This window comes from Pseudomonas sp. 18-147, assembly GCF_051048045.1.
GTDB classification, from domain to species: domain Bacteria; phylum Pseudomonadota; class Gammaproteobacteria; order Pseudomonadales; family Pseudomonadaceae; genus Pseudomonas; species Pseudomonas aeruginosa.
Window position 1 is genome coordinate 4,075,314 of sequence record NZ_CP182296.1, and the last position, 13,451, is coordinate 4,088,764.

The 13,451-nt window shown below is 67.4% G+C and carries 14 protein-coding genes; 4 read left to right on the forward strand and 10 right to left on the reverse strand.

Annotated elements, in window-relative coordinates:
* The first annotated feature begins 139 nt into the window (after nucleotides 1-139).
* Nucleotides 140-1,000, forward strand: coding sequence for a LysR substrate-binding domain-containing protein (locus ACM0M4_RS19270; RefSeq protein ID WP_003082684.1), 861 nt, complete (start codon nucleotides 140-142; stop codon nucleotides 998-1,000).
* 8 nt (nucleotides 1,001-1,008) lie between these two features.
* Here the strand turns inward: ACM0M4_RS19270 and ACM0M4_RS19275 are convergent, their stop codons facing one another.
* The 4 genes from ACM0M4_RS19275 to ACM0M4_RS19290 form a co-directional block, all read right to left on the reverse strand.
* The gene (locus tag ACM0M4_RS19275; RefSeq protein ID WP_003082681.1) at nucleotides 1,009-1,533 is read right to left on the reverse strand and encodes a DUF2937 family protein; all 525 of its coding nucleotides are present in this window, start codon (nucleotides 1,531-1,533) and stop codon (nucleotides 1,009-1,011) included.
* A 26-nt stretch (nucleotides 1,534-1,559) separates the two neighbouring features.
* Nucleotides 1,560-2,333, reverse strand: coding sequence for a class II glutamine amidotransferase (locus ACM0M4_RS19280; protein WP_003082680.1), 774 nt, complete (start codon nucleotides 2,331-2,333; stop codon nucleotides 1,560-1,562).
* Between the two features lie 3 nt (nucleotides 2,334-2,336).
* A complete protein-coding gene (locus tag ACM0M4_RS19285; RefSeq protein ID WP_003082677.1) occupies nucleotides 2,337-2,798 on the reverse strand; it encodes an HIT family protein in 462 nt (153 codons plus the stop codon).
* Between the two features lie 63 nt (nucleotides 2,799-2,861).
* A complete protein-coding gene (locus ACM0M4_RS19290) occupies nucleotides 2,862-3,335 on the reverse strand; it encodes a hypothetical protein (RefSeq protein WP_003082675.1) in 474 nt (157 codons plus the stop codon).
* A gap of 148 nt (nucleotides 3,336-3,483) precedes the next feature.
* Between ACM0M4_RS19290 and ACM0M4_RS19295 the strand changes: the two genes are divergently transcribed.
* Entirely contained in the window at nucleotides 3,484-5,535 is a 2,052-nt protein-coding gene (locus ACM0M4_RS19295) for a S9 family peptidase (RefSeq protein ID WP_003082674.1), read from the forward strand.
* A gap of 76 nt (nucleotides 5,536-5,611) precedes the next feature.
* Nucleotides 5,612-6,151, forward strand: a complete 540-nt coding sequence (lepB, locus tag ACM0M4_RS19300; RefSeq protein WP_014834071.1) for a signal peptidase I — start codon at nucleotides 5,612-5,614, stop codon at nucleotides 6,149-6,151.
* A 6-nt stretch (nucleotides 6,152-6,157) separates the two neighbouring features.
* Here the strand turns inward: lepB and hxuC are convergent, their stop codons facing one another.
* The 5 genes from hxuC to ACM0M4_RS19325 all read right to left on the reverse strand — a co-directional run bounded on the left by hxuC (nucleotide 6,158) and on the right by ACM0M4_RS19325 (nucleotide 11,299).
* Nucleotides 6,158-8,713 (reverse strand): heme receptor HxuC, encoded by a 2,556-nt coding sequence (gene hxuC, locus ACM0M4_RS19305; RefSeq protein ID WP_003112363.1) that lies wholly within the window; start codon nucleotides 8,711-8,713, stop codon nucleotides 6,158-6,160.
* Nucleotides 8,714-8,841: 128 nt separating this feature from the next.
* Nucleotides 8,842-9,825 carry a FecR family protein gene (locus tag ACM0M4_RS19310; protein WP_003082671.1) on the reverse strand — a complete coding sequence of 328 codons (984 nt, stop codon included), beginning with the start codon at nucleotides 9,823-9,825 and terminating at the stop codon, nucleotides 8,842-8,844.
* Nucleotides 9,822-10,349 (reverse strand): RNA polymerase sigma factor, encoded by a 528-nt coding sequence (locus ACM0M4_RS19315; protein ID WP_003082669.1) that lies wholly within the window; start codon nucleotides 10,347-10,349, stop codon nucleotides 9,822-9,824. Before ACM0M4_RS19315 ends, ACM0M4_RS19310 begins: the two co-directional genes overlap by 4 nt.
* A gap of 148 nt (nucleotides 10,350-10,497) precedes the next feature.
* Nucleotides 10,498-10,947, reverse strand: a complete 450-nt coding sequence (locus ACM0M4_RS19320; RefSeq protein WP_003082662.1) for a YcgN family cysteine cluster protein — start codon at nucleotides 10,945-10,947, stop codon at nucleotides 10,498-10,500.
* A gap of 76 nt (nucleotides 10,948-11,023) precedes the next feature.
* Nucleotides 11,024-11,299: a metal/formaldehyde-sensitive transcriptional repressor gene (locus tag ACM0M4_RS19325; RefSeq protein WP_003082658.1), complete on the reverse strand. Its 276-nt coding sequence runs from the start codon at nucleotides 11,297-11,299 to the stop codon at nucleotides 11,024-11,026.
* Nucleotides 11,300-11,366: 67 nt separating this feature from the next.
* Here ACM0M4_RS19325 and aitP point away from each other — a divergent pair, with 67 nt between their 5' ends.
* Nucleotides 11,367-12,341: a CDF family iron/cobalt efflux transporter AitP gene (aitP, locus tag ACM0M4_RS19330; protein WP_174816545.1), complete on the forward strand. Its 975-nt coding sequence runs from the start codon at nucleotides 11,367-11,369 to the stop codon at nucleotides 12,339-12,341.
* Nucleotides 12,342-12,352: 11 nt separating this feature from the next.
* On the opposite strand, the gene ACM0M4_RS19335 is transcribed toward aitP, so the two are convergent.
* Nucleotides 12,353-13,285: a D-2-hydroxyacid dehydrogenase gene (locus ACM0M4_RS19335; RefSeq protein ID WP_003082652.1), complete on the reverse strand. Its 933-nt coding sequence runs from the start codon at nucleotides 13,283-13,285 to the stop codon at nucleotides 12,353-12,355.
* Between the last annotated feature and the right edge of the window lie 166 nt (nucleotides 13,286-13,451).

Sequence of the window (13,451 nt, forward strand, 5' to 3'; positions counted from 1 at the left end):
AGAAACCGGATCGGGCTTCGCGGTCCGGGCGGTCGTTCCGCGCCGGCGTTCCAGGGAAGCCTGGAGACATAAGGTGAGCGCCGCGCTACTATCGTTCAAATTGTTTGTTCCGATGCCAGCCATAAGCCAGGCCGATACCATGAATCTCTTCCAGCTCCGCGCCTTCGACGCCGTCGCCCGCGAAGGCAGTTTCACCCGCGCCGCCGAGCGCCTGTGCATCAGCCAGCCGGCGGTGACCGGACACGTCAAGGCACTCGAGGAGCACTACCAGGTCACCCTGTTCCGGCGCACCGCCCGGCGCATCGAACTGACCGAGGAGGGCTCGCGCCTGGTGGCGATCACGCGCACCCTGTTCGCCCTGGAGGAAGAAGCCGAGGCCCTGCTCGACGCCAATCGACAATTGGTCTCCGGCCGCCTCGAAGTCGCCGCCGACGGCCCGCACCTGGTGATGCCGATGCTCGCCCGGCTGCGCGCGAGCTATCCGGGAATCACCGTCAACCTGCGTCTGGGCAACGCCCAGGAGACCCTCGCGGCGCTGCTCAGCGAACACGTCGACGTCGCCGTGCTGACCGAGGTCGAGGCGCGTCCCGGGCTGTTCCTGGAGGAGTTGGTGAATTCGCGCATCTGCGCCCTGTTGCCTCGCCAGCATCCCTGGTGCGAACGCAACGAAGGCGTACCGCTGGAAGAGCTCGACCAGCAGATCATGGTGCTGCGCGAACCCGGTTCGATCACCCGCCGCACCTTCGACCGCGCCTGTGCCGAGCAGGGCGTGCAGCCGCGGGTGCTGCTGGAGCTGGACAGCCGGGAAGCGGTGACCGAAGCGGTGGCCGCCGAACTGGGCGTCGGCGTGGTGTCTTCCCTGGAGGTCGGCAACGATCCGCGGGTTCGCGCGGTGCCGCTGGTCGGTCCCGAGCTGACCAACCGCCACCTGATCGGCTGCCTGGAGAAGCGCCGCGGCCTGCGGGTGATCAGGGCATTCCTGGAACTGGCGGCGGCCTGAGTCGCGCCTCAGCTCCAGTGACGCTCGCGGGTGCGGCGGTCTTCGCCGAAGCCGAACAGCGAGGCCAGCGAATACACGATCAGCTCGGCGATCCAGGCGACCAGCAAGGCGCAGCCCAGGCCCCAGGCGATCACCTCGGGCTTGAGCAGGACTTGGTAGCTGTAGCTGGCATAGGTTTCCATCAGCAACTCATGGTTCGGTGCGCGCAGCATGTGCCAGGCGCGGGCGTACCAGGGACCCTGCATGGCCTGCCACTCAGCGTCGAGCATGCGCGCGCGACGCATCAGGCGGTCGAGGTTCTCGCCGTCGCGCTGGAACACCGGATCGCTGTTGCTGCGGTAATGCCTGACCAGTTCCTCCAGGCTACCGTTGAAGAACTGCCCGGCGGTCTGCTGGAAGCCCTGGATGTTCTGCGCGGCCTCCAGGCGATGGGCGTCGACGCGCTTGGCGTAGTCGTCGATGAAACCGGGCACCTGCACCCCGAGCAGCAGGCCCAGGGTGAACAGCAGCAGTCTCAGGTAACTGCGGAACATGCGCTCTCCTCGTTCACGGCGGCGATTCAGACCCGCCCCTTGGCCAACACCTCGCCGCCCCACCAGAGGACCCACTCGCCGCTCTGCTGCAAGGTCCAGTTCTCGTTGTCGGTGAGCGGCTCGGTGGCGATCACCGTGACCACATCGTCCGGCGTGGTTTCCGCATGGAAGTCCACGGTCAGGTCGGCATCCTTCAACCGCGCCGGGCCGAATGGCGCACGGCGGGTAATGTAGGCGAGTTTGCTGGAGCAGAAGGTGAACAGCCAGTCGCCGTCGCTGATCAGGGCATTGAACACACCTTTCTTGCGATATTCGTCACAGGCCGAGATCAGCACCGGCAACAGCACCTCCACCGGCACCGGCTCGGGGAAAGCCCGGCGCACGCGGTTCAGCAGGTCGCAGAAGGCCGCCTCGCTGTCGGTCTCGCCGACCGGGCGGTAGAAACCGGGCTTGGGCTGGAAGTCGGCCAGTTGGCCATTGTGCGCGAAGGTCCAGTAGCGCCCACCGAGTTCGCGGATGAAGGGGTGGGTGTTGCTCAGCCCGACCTTGCCGACGTTGGCCTGGCGGATGTGCCCGATGACCGTCTCGCTCTTGATCGGGAAGCGCTGCACCAGCCGCGCCACCTCCGAATCGACGCTCGCCAGCGGGTCCTGGAACAGCCGCACGCCGCGTCCTTCGTAGAAGGCGATGCCCCAACCGTCGCGGTGCGGGCCGGTACCGCCGCCGCGCTGCATCAGTCCGGTGAAGCTGAAGACGATGTCCGTCGGGACGTTGGCGCTCATGCCCAATAGTTCACACATGGCTCAAACCTCCCTGAGCAAGGCTGTACGTAGTAGTTCTCGTTCCCGCTGCAGACGCGCCTGCAGGCTCGCGCGACCGACCGGCAGGAAACGGGTCAGGGCGCGCCAGAGCAGTCGCGGCAGGTCGCCGCGACGCCGGGGAATCAGGTGCAGATGCAGGTGCGCCACGTGCTGGTTGGCCGCCACGCCATCGTTGAGCAACAGGTTGATGCCTTCCACGCCGAAACCGGCCCGGCGCAATGCGCGACCGATACGCTCGGCGAGCGCCAGGAGGGCGTCGCGGGCGGCGGCGGAAAGATCGCTCAGGTGCGGGGCGTGCTCGCGGGCTACGATCAGCACGTGCGCCGGTCGCAGCGGAAAGATGTCCAGCAGGACGATGAAATGCTCGTCCTCGAAGAGTCTGTGCGCCGGCTCGCGGCCACCCGCTATGGCGCAGAACACGCAATCCATGGGAAATCCCGACATAGGCCTCGCCTCATGCTGAACGCCTGCCGGGCGTAGCGCAAGAATGGATTTCGTCGCGAAAGGCTACAGGCGCGGCTCGATGCGCATGCGCCGGTCGCCGTGCTCGTCGGTGCGGGTGTCGACGTCCGGCATCAACTCGGGCTGCAACATCTGCCGCAGGGTCGGCTCGTCCTCGGCGTCCTGCGACGGATGCCGACGATTCTTCCAGGCCCGCTCCAGCGGCCAGCGGATGGCGGCGATCAGCAGGTACAGGCCGAAACCGAGCAGCGCCACCAGGGCCAGGTCAGAGACCGCGCGCCAGGCGTTGTTGCCGACCTTGAACACGACATCCAGCGCGGTGATGGCGATGGCCGGGGCGTAGAGGTCGTTCTGCGGGTCCACCGGAGTCGGCGTGAACAGCAGGATGAAGACGATCAGCCGCAGGGGTTCGCGCAGCCAGCGCCACATCCAGCCGGTCATCAGCCAGAACACCAGCATCAGACCAAGTCCGGCGATGGCGTAGGCGCCCCAGGCGATCAGATAGTCTTGTTCATTCATGCGGCGTGCGTGGCGATAGCGGTGATGGGGGGCTTATGATAGCCGCTTTTGCATGCCGACGCGCCTACCCACCGATGGCGGGCGCCGCGCCGCCAGTTTTATTCAGATTTCCCGGCCTCGCGCATGGCCGGATCGACGAGGATTCCCGATGCCCCATCCGCAGCCCCCCATCGCCCGCCGCGACGCCGGAAGCGACCCCTACGCCTGGCTGGAGGAGCGCGACGCCCCGGAGGTGCTCGACTACCTGAAGGCCGAGAACGCCTACCTGGATAGCGAACTGGCCGACCAGGCCGGGTTGCGCGAGACCCTGTTCGAGGAGATCAGGGGACGCATCCGCGAGACCGACCTGTCGTTGCCCAGTCCGTGGGGTCCGTGGCTGTACTACCAGCGCACCACCGCCGGCGACGAATACCCGCGCCACTACCGCTGCCCACGTCCGGAGGACGGCAGCCTGGCGGTCGACGAAGGCGCCGAGCAACTGTTGCTCGATCCCAACCAGTTGGCCGACGGCGGCTTCCTCTCCCTCGGCGCCTTCAGCATCAGCCCCGACCAGAGCCTGCTGGCCTACAGCCTGGACACCAGCGGCGACGAGATCTACCGCCTGTTCGTCAAGGATCTCGCCAGCGGCGCGGTGCAGGCCCTGCCCTTCGAGGACTGCGACGGCAGCCTGACCTGGGCCAACGACAACCGCACGCTGTTCTTCGGTGAACTGGATGACACCCACCGCCCGCACAAGCTCTATCGCCACCGCCTGGGCGAGGCCGGCGCCGAGCTGGTGTTCGAGGAAGGCGACGGGCGCTTCTTCCTGCACTGCTACCGCTCCAGCTCGGAACGCCAGCTGATCCTCCTGCTCAACAGCAAGACCACCAGCGAGGCCTGGGTGCTCGACGCCGACCAGCCGCAGGGAACGTTCCGTTGCCTGGCGCCGCGCGAGGAAGGCCACGAGTACTACCCCGACCACGGTCGCCTCGACGGCCGGGGCCTGTGGCTGATCCGCAGCAACCAGGCGGGGATCAACTTCGCCCTCTACCAGGCCGAGGAGCCGCGGTCGACTCGCGAGCACTGGCAACTGCGCGTGGCCCACGACCCGCAGCGGACCCTGGAAGATGTCAGCCTGAACGCCGAGGCGGTGATCCTCGGCCTGCGCGATGGCGGCCTGCCGGTTATCGAGGTGCAACCGCAGGGCCTGCCGGCCTACCGCGTGCAGTTGCCGGACGCCGCCTACAGCCTCTACGTGCAGGACAGCCTGGAATTCGACAGCCCCTGCGTGCGACTGCGCTACGAGGCCCTGAACCGTCCGGCGCAGGTACGCCAGCTGAACCTCGCCGATGGCACGCAGACCGTCCTCAAGCAGACCCCGGTGGAAGGCCCCTTCGACGCCGACGCCTACGCCAGCCGGCGCATCTGGGCCAGCAGCGGCGACGGCACGCAGGTGCCGGTCAGCCTGGTGGCGCGCAAGGAAGTCCTCGACGGCATCGCCGCCGGGCGCCCCGCGCCGCTCTATCTCTATGGCTACGGCGCCTACGGGCATAGCCTCGATCCCTGGTTCTCCCACGCCCGCCTGAGCCTGCTCGAACGCGGCTTCGTCTTCGCCATCGCCCATGTCCGTGGCGGCGGCGAACTGGGCGAAGCCTGGTACCGGGCCGGCAAGCTGGAACACAAGCAGAACAGCTTCGACGACTTCATCGCCTGCGCCGAGCACCTGCTCGCCGAGGGCTACTGCCGTCCCGAGGGCCTCGCCATCAGCGGCGGCAGCGCCGGCGGGCTGTTGATCGGCGCGGTGCTCAACCAGCGCCCGCAACTGTTCGGCGCGGCCATCGCCGAGGTGCCGTTCGTCGACGTGCTGAACAGCATGCTCAATCCGGACCTGCCGCTGACCGTCACCGAATACGATGAGTGGGGCAACCCGCAGGAGCCCGAGGTGCATGCGCGGATCGCCGCCTACGCGCCCTACGAGAACGTCAGGGCCCAGGACTACCCGCACCTGCTGGTGGTCGCCGGCTACAACGACAGCCGCGTGCAGTACTGGGAAGCCGCCAAGTGGGTGGCGAAACTGCGGGCGACCAGGACCGACGCCAACCTGCTGCTGCTCAAGACCGACCTCGGCGCCGGCCACGGCGGCATGAGCGGCCGCTACCAGGGGCTGAAGGACGTGGCGCTGGAATACGCCTTCCTGCTCAAGGTCCTCGGCCTGGTATGACCACCGCGGGGGCCGGCGACGCCGGCCTTCCGCCACGAAAAAGGGAACCTTCGTGAAACGACGCTTCTGGCCCGCCATGGGCCTGCTCGCCGCGATCATGCTGGCCGTCTACCTGGCGAATCCGTTCGGCACCGCCAGTCTCGACCCGCGCGCACGGCTCCTCGGCGTGGCGCTGTACAAGATCCCTTCGCGCTCGATGGAACCGACCTTGCAACAGGGCGACTTCATCCTCGCCAACGCCGCGCGCTACGCCTTCGCCGACCCGCAGGTCGGCGACCTGGTGGTGTTCCGCTTCCCGCCGCAGCGCAGCATCGCCTATGTGAAGCGCATCGCCGGGATACCCGGCGATCGCGTGCGGATCGATGGCGGCCGGCTCTACGTCAATGAGCGCCCGGTGACGGAGCCCTACCTGGCGCAACAGGCGCTGCGCCAGCCGGACTCCCTGCGCATGGCCCAGCGGACCGTCCCCGCCGGCCACTACTTCATGCTCGGCGACAACCGCGACAACTCCAACGACAGCCGCTACTGGGGCTACGTACCGCGCGCCGACCTGGTCGGCCGGGTGTTCGCCGTCTGGTATGCCGAGGACACCCGGCGCATCGGTTCGGTGCGCTGACGCCCCTCAGAAGAACTGGGTGACGCTGATCTTGGCGTTGCGTCCCTGGCTGTAGACCAGGTCGCCGCCCAGCGGCTGGCGATAGGAGCGGTTGAACAGGTTGTCCACGGTGAAGTCGATGCGGGTGTCCTTCAGGCCCAGCTTGGCCGGGACCCACTCGGCGAACAGCCGATGAGTGTCGTAGCTGTCGTTGGCCGCGTGATCCCAGTAGATATCGCCGGAACCGGTACCCATCCCGCCGCTGTAGCGATCGCTGGGCAGGCGGTCGGTCTTGCGCACGAACTCGCCCTGCCAGCCGAGCTTGGCATCCCATTCCGGAACCTTCAGGCCGAGCATGGCCACCCACTTCGGCGGCGGGATGTCGCGCGCCCACACGTTCGGTCCCCAGGGATTGCTGTAGGCCCCATCGTGCTTGCCGGTCATCCACGAGTAGGACAGGCTGCCGAACAGCCGCTGGCTGTCGTAGAAGCTCTCGATCTCGAAGCCCTTGATGGTCAGGCCCGGCAGGTTGCGGTAGTTGCTCAGCGGCAGCATGTCGCCGCAGCTACCGCCGATACTGCCGTTGTCGATCGACTGCTGGCGGCAGCCGACGCTGCGGGTGCGGAATATCTCGTCCTTGATGCGGTTCTGGAACAACGTGGTGCGGATCTGCAGGCTGTCGCCGGCGACCAGCAGGTCCGGCAGGTTGATCACGCTGCCGCCACGGATCGCATGGATGCGCTCGGCGTCCAGGTCGCGGCTGCTGCCACCGATGGTCGAACTGTTCTGCACTTCGTACTGCTCGTCGATCACCGGCGCTCGCCAGGTCTCGGTGTAGTCGGCGAAGAACGCCAGGTTCGGCGTCGCGGTCCAGAACACCGACAGCCGCGGCGACCAGCCGGAGTAGGTCTGGGCGCGATAGTCATGGCCGAGCTTGGGATTGTCGTAGATCGGCGCCAGGTTGGCCTGGCCGTCGTTGCGCACGCTGTCGAAGCGCATCGATGGGGTGACGGTCAGGCTGCCGTAGGTGATCGCGTCCTGGATGTAGAAGCTCTGCGTGTCCTGCTTGCCGGCCGGCATGAATGCCGGTTGCAGCCAGCCGTAGTTGTAGCGCGGGGTCTCGTAGGTCTTGCCCGGCATGTGCATGAGGATGTCGCGCTTGTGCTTGTGCAGCGCCGCGCCCAGGGTCAGCTCGTGCTGTAGCGCTCCGGTATCGAAACGGCTGGTGTTGCGCAGCTCCAGGACCTTGTCCTGGTACTCGGTACGCATCCGTTTGCCACCGGTGGCGAGCTGGTAGAAGGCGGTGTCCTCGCGACGGTCGAGTTGCTCGGTGCGGGCGTCGGAATAGCTCAGTTGCAGGTCGATCCAGGGGTTGTCCAGCGGATGGTAGTTGTACTTGCCGGTCCAGGTGGTGTCGGTGGTATCGCGGTGGGCCAGCAGGCGGGTCAGGCCCAGCTCGTAGCCGTAGCGGTCGATGGTCCACTGGCTCGGCGGGGTCGGGTAGCTGCTGGCGGAGAACGGCGTCCAGCGCGAGCTTTTCGAGCGCAGGTAGGTGAAACCCAGGTCGTGCTCCTCGGTGGGGTGCAGGTTGAGCTTGAACAGGCCGGTCTTCTCGTCCTGGGCGCTGTTGGGCAGGCGCTTGGGGTTGATCGGGTAGTCGGTGGGCGACAGCGGCAGGTTGTCGGCCAGCTTCATGTCGCGGCCGTCGCGACCGTTGAGATAGAGCAGGGCATCGACGCGGCGGTCTTCGCTGCGACCGAACACGGCGCCGGAGTAGATCTTCTGCTGGTCGTTGGAGTGATAGCCGTACTTGAGCATGGCGCCGACGTCGCGGCCTTCGCGCAGCAGGTCCGGCGCGTCCTTGGTCTCCATGTGCACGGTGCCGCCGAAGCCGCCATTGCCGGTGAACACCGAGTGCGGTCCCTTCTCCACCTCGATGCGCTTGATCATTTCCGGTTCGATGAACACGGTGCCCTGCTGGTAGCGCTCGAAGCCGCTCTTCTGCGCGCCGTCCAGGGTATAGGGCACGTCCTCGGCGTCGCCCAGGCCCCAGATGTTGGTGGTCTGTCCGCCCGGCTTGGGCGAGCCGCCCATGGTCACTCCGGGCAGGGTCTGCAGCAGGCTGGGGATGTTGTCCGCCTGCTGGCGTTCGATATCCCGCCGGGTCAGGGTCGAACGGCCGACGTTGCTGGCGTCCACTTCGCGACCGTTGCCGACGATGGTCTGCGCGTCCAGTTGCAGCGCGTTGTCGCTGTAGGCGTCGACCTGGCGCCGGCGCACCACGTAGCCGCCGCCCGCCTCCACCAGCTCCAGCTCGGAACCGACCAGCAACCGCTCCAGCGCCTCGCGCACCCCGTAGCTGCCGCTCAGCGCCGGAGCGCGCAGGCCCCGCAGGAGCGACTCGTCGAACAGCACCTGGACCTGCGCCTGCTGCGCCAGGCGCGACAGCGAGGCGGCCAGCGGCTGCGCCGGCAGGTCGAAGCGTCGTTCGGCAGCGCTGGCGCCGGCGGCCCACAACGCGGCGCCGAGCACGGCGGCGGAACACAGCGGGCGCCAGGCGGCGCGGGTGAAAGGCAAGGTCATGCTGGAACTCTCCCCAAGTGACTGCTGGATGTCGCCGGCAGCGGCGACGGACAGCAGAGAAGACGCAGCAGGGAGAAAAACCCACATATGCGAATGAAAAATATTTTCATTAATGCTGACGACGCGCCTCAGCGCGCCAGGATCAGCACCTCGCCACCAGCCTGCGGCTGCACCCGCACCGGCAATAGCGCCGGCAGGGCGAGGAGAAAATCGTCGGGGCGGGCGATCCGCACCGTACCGGAGACCCGCTTGCCGGCAAGCCGGGGATCTCCCAGGCGGATCGGCGCGGCGCGATAGCGCGACAGTTCCTCCACCAGTTCGCCCAGCGGCTTGTCGCGGAACACCAGCTGCCCATCGCGCCAACTGGCGACCTGCTCCGGCGCCACATGGCCGAGTTCCAGGCGCTGCTCGGCGAGGTCCAGGCGCGCGCTGTCGCCAGCCAGCAGCACATGTTCGGCATCCTTCTCCAGGGACGGCTGCAACGCCACGCGCCCCTGTTTCACCGCCACGGCGAGGGCCTGCGCGTTGCGCCGGACGCTGAACTGGGTACCGAGTACGGTGACCCGGCTGTCGCCGCTGCCGACCCGGAAAGGCCGGGCCGGATCGTGGCTGACCACGAAGAACACCTCGCCTTTCTTCAACAGCACGTCGCGGGTGCGCTCGGCGTAACGCACCTGCACCTGGGTATCGACGTCGAGGAACAGCTTCGAGCCGTCCGCCAGGACCACCTCGCGCTGCTCGCCAGGCGCCGTGCCGTAGGCGAGGTTCGGCCCGAGCGACTGGTCGCGCCAGAACAGGGTGGCGACGAGTAGCGCGCAGAACACGAAGAACGCCGCCGCCAGCGCCCGTGGCAGGCGCCAGGCCGGCACCGGCTCGGGAATATCGTCCAGCGCCGGGCGCGGCAGGCCGTCGAACTCGCGCCAGAGCCGCTCCATGCCCTCGAGCGCTTCGCGATGGCGCGGATCGGCGCGTAGCCAATCCTCCAGCTCGGCCCGGCAGGCAGCGCTGAAATGCCCGGAACGACGCCGGCTGAACCAGTAGGCGGCGCGGTGATCGATGTCCTCTTCGGTTTCGTCTGCGAACAGCGGTTCCAGTCGTTCCAGCGGCTTCATCCTTCGCCTCCCTGGCCAAGCCGCCGCTTGCAGTGCAGCAAGGCGCTGGCGATGTGCTTTTCCACCATGCTCAGGGAGATTCCCATGCGCTCGGCCACTTCGACCTGGGACAGGCCGTCGAACTTGTGCAGGACGAACGCTTCGCGCCGCCGCGGCGGCAGCTCGGCCAGCGCGGCCGCCAGGTGGCTGAGACGCTGCTGCTGTTCGAAACGCTCGCCCGGCCCGGCCGCCTCGCCTTCCAGCGCGGCGGGTTCGTCGTTCGCCGCCGGCCGGTCGAGATCCTGGCCGCGGCTCTGCTGCCGGCGCCAATGGTCGCGCAACAGGTTGCGGGCGATCTGGAAAAGAAATGCGCGCGGCTGCTCGACCGATTGCCGGCCCGGCCATTTCAGCCACTGGGCGAAAGTATCCTGGGCGAGGTCGGCGGCGTCCGCCGAACTGCCCAGGTGCTTGCGCAGGAAGCGCAGCAACTCGCCATGGAACGCCTGATAGGCATGCGAGACGGAACCACGGAAGCGCTCATCCATCCGTGCATCCTCCGGCGGCGCCCCCCGCGCCGTTGACCCGCTGCAACACCTCGCCTCCCCGCTTCCGTCGGATACGGAAGTCCCTTGCAAATATGCGAATGATAATACATATCATTTCACAAGGTAAGGAAGTGCGACGGACGCGAGCTCAGCCGGCGCGGAAGATCAGGTAGTCCTCCCAGTCGTCCTCGGCCACCTGGGTCTCGCTGAGCATGCGCCCGGACTGGGAAATGCGTTCCTTGTGGACCCGCTCCGGGTCGCCGCAGACCAGGTGGTGCCAGAGCGGCAGGTCCTTGCCTTCGGCAACCAGGCGATAGCCGCAGGTCGGCGGCAACCACTGGAACTCGTCGGCCTGCGCCGGGGTGAGCTGGATACAGTCGGGGACGAAACGGATGCGCTCGGCGTAGTTGGTGCAGCGGCAGCTTTGCAGGTCGAGCAGCTTGCAGGCGATACGCGTGTAGTAGACGCTGCCGTCGTCCTCGTCCTCGAGCTTCTGCAGGCAGCACAGGCCGCAACCGTCGCACAGCGACTCCCACTCGTCCTGGTCGAGTTGGGCGAGGGTCTTGCGTTTCCAGAAGGGTTCGACTTTGGCGGCCATGGCATCGGGGGCTGGTGAAAAGGCGCGATAGTCTAGTCCCCCGCCCCCTCCAGGCCAAGCACCGGCCGGCACATGGCTACTTCAGGTAGGAACGCAGCGCGGTCACCACCAGTTCCAGGTCTTCGCGACGCTGCTCCGCGCTCGCCTGCTCGGCGCCGAGGTGTTCGCGGATGTGCCCCTCCAGCACTTCGTTCATCAGGCCGTTCACCGCACCGCGGATCGCCGCGATCTGTTGCAGCACCGCCGCGCATTCGCTGCCCTCTTCCAGCGCCTGCTCCAGCGCCCGGGTCTGCCCGGCGATGCGGCGCACCCGCGCCAGGAGCTTCTTCTTCCCATGGATGGTATGGGCCACCGCTCTCTCCTCAAGGTAATATACTGGGGTATAGTATATTTTCGACGTCTCGACAGGACAGTAGCAAATGCCCGGCACCCCGACTACCCAGCCCCTGCGCCATTCCCATCGGTTCGACCAGGGCAACCCGCTGGCCGAGCACAACACGCGCTGGGCGGTATTGCTCACCGCCTGCATGATGGTCGCGGAAATCGCCGGCGGCTGGCTGTTCAACTCCATGGCCCTGCTCGCCGACGGCTGGCACATGAGCTCCCATGCCCTGGCCCTGGGTCTTGCGGTACTCGCCTACGGCGCCGCGCGGCGCTATGCCAACGACCCGCGCTTCAGCTTCGGTACGTGGAAGATCGAGGTGCTCGGCAGCTACACCAGCGCCCTGCTGCTTCTGCTGGTGGCCGGGCTGATGCTCTACCAATCGGTCGAACGCCTGCTCGACCCCAGCCCGATCCACTACCAGCAGGCGATGCTGGTCGCCGCGCTCGGCCTGCTGGTCAATCTCGCCTGCGCCTGGCTGCTGCGCGACGGCCATGCCCACCACGGGCACGGCCACTCGCACCACCACCACCACCACCACCACCACCACCACCACCACCATCATGCCCACCGGCACGATCTGAATCTGCGCGCCGCCTACCTGCACGTGCTGGCGGATGCCGCCACCTCGCTGCTGGCGATCGTCGCGCTGGCCGGCGGCCTGCTGTGGAACGCGGCCTGGCTGGACCCGCTGATGGGTATCGTCGGCGCGGTACTGGTCAGTGTCTGGGCATGCGGCCTGATCCGGCAGAGCAGCCGGGTATTGCTGGATGCGCAGATGGACGCGCCGGTGGCTGCGGAAATCCGCGCGGCGATCGCCAGCAGCCCGCTGCCGGCGGAACTGCTCGACCTGCACCTGTGGCAGGTCGGCCAGGGCAAGTACGCCTGCCTGCTGAGTCTGCTGACCACCGAGGAAGGCAGCGCCGACTATTTCAAGCGCCGCCTGGCCGAGCATGAGGAACTGGTGCACATCACCGTCGAGGTGAACCCGCTGCTCCCGCTCGCCGCCTGAGGGAACGCGGCTCAGTAGCCGCGAGCGAAGTCCACCTCGCCGCGCATGGCGGTACCCGCCCAGAAGCGCGCGAGGTTGTCGCGGAACAGTTCGACCATCGCCCCCGGCAGGGTCGGCGCGGCGGTGTGCCCGGTCAGCAAGAGGCGCGGGGTATGCCAGAACAGGTGGTTGGCCGGCAGCGGCTCTTCGCGGCAGACGTCGATCACCGCGCCGGCCAGTTGGTTGTTCTCCAGTGCCGCCACCAGGTCGGCGTCCACCACCGCGACACCACGCCCGGCATTGATAAACAGCGCCGTGGGCTTGAGCCGGGCGAACAGCGCACGGTCGTAGATGTCGTGGGTATCGGGGGTGTCGGGCAGCAGGTTGATCAGGTAGTCGGCCGTCTCCACCAGGCGACCGAGGTCGTCGAGCGACCCCATGCGGTTGAACGGCACCAGCGAACGCGGATTCTTCGCCACCCCGGTCAGGTCCATGCCGAAGCCGGACAGGGTATGCGCCACCGCCTGGCCGATCTCCCCGGTGCCCACGATCACCACCTGCCGGCCACGCAACCCGCCAGGCGTGCGGCTATCCCATTGCGAACCGACCTGGCTGGCCAGGCGACCGAGGAACTGGCGCTCGTGGGCGAGCATGTAGGTCAGCAGGTATTCGCTCATCACCTGGCCGAAGATGCCTACCGCGCGTGTCAGGCTGTAGTCCTTCGGCAGGTCGGCGGCCAGCAGCGGCGTGATGCCCGCCCAGGTCGACTGCACCCAGACCGGATGCACGCCCTGGCGCAGCATCTGCGCCACCAGGTCGGGCTGGCCGAGCCAGATCGAGCACTCGCTGGCGGCGTCGATGAGTTGCAGGGGATCGTCCCCCGCCACCACCTTCAGGCTGGGGTCGGCCGCCATCAGCAGCGCGGCATAGAGAGCGTGGTCACGTTCGAGAATCAGCAAGCGCATGGGTCACACTGCCAAGCCGGACAAGGGCTGGCGATCAGGCCGGAGAATATTGTTCTTTCATGCATCACGGCTCCTGGAGGGAAGCCCTCGAGAGCAGCAGGTTTGGCGCTGGTAGACCACGGTCGCTGCCAGGGGTTCCGCTATCGTGCGACATCTTGCGGACATC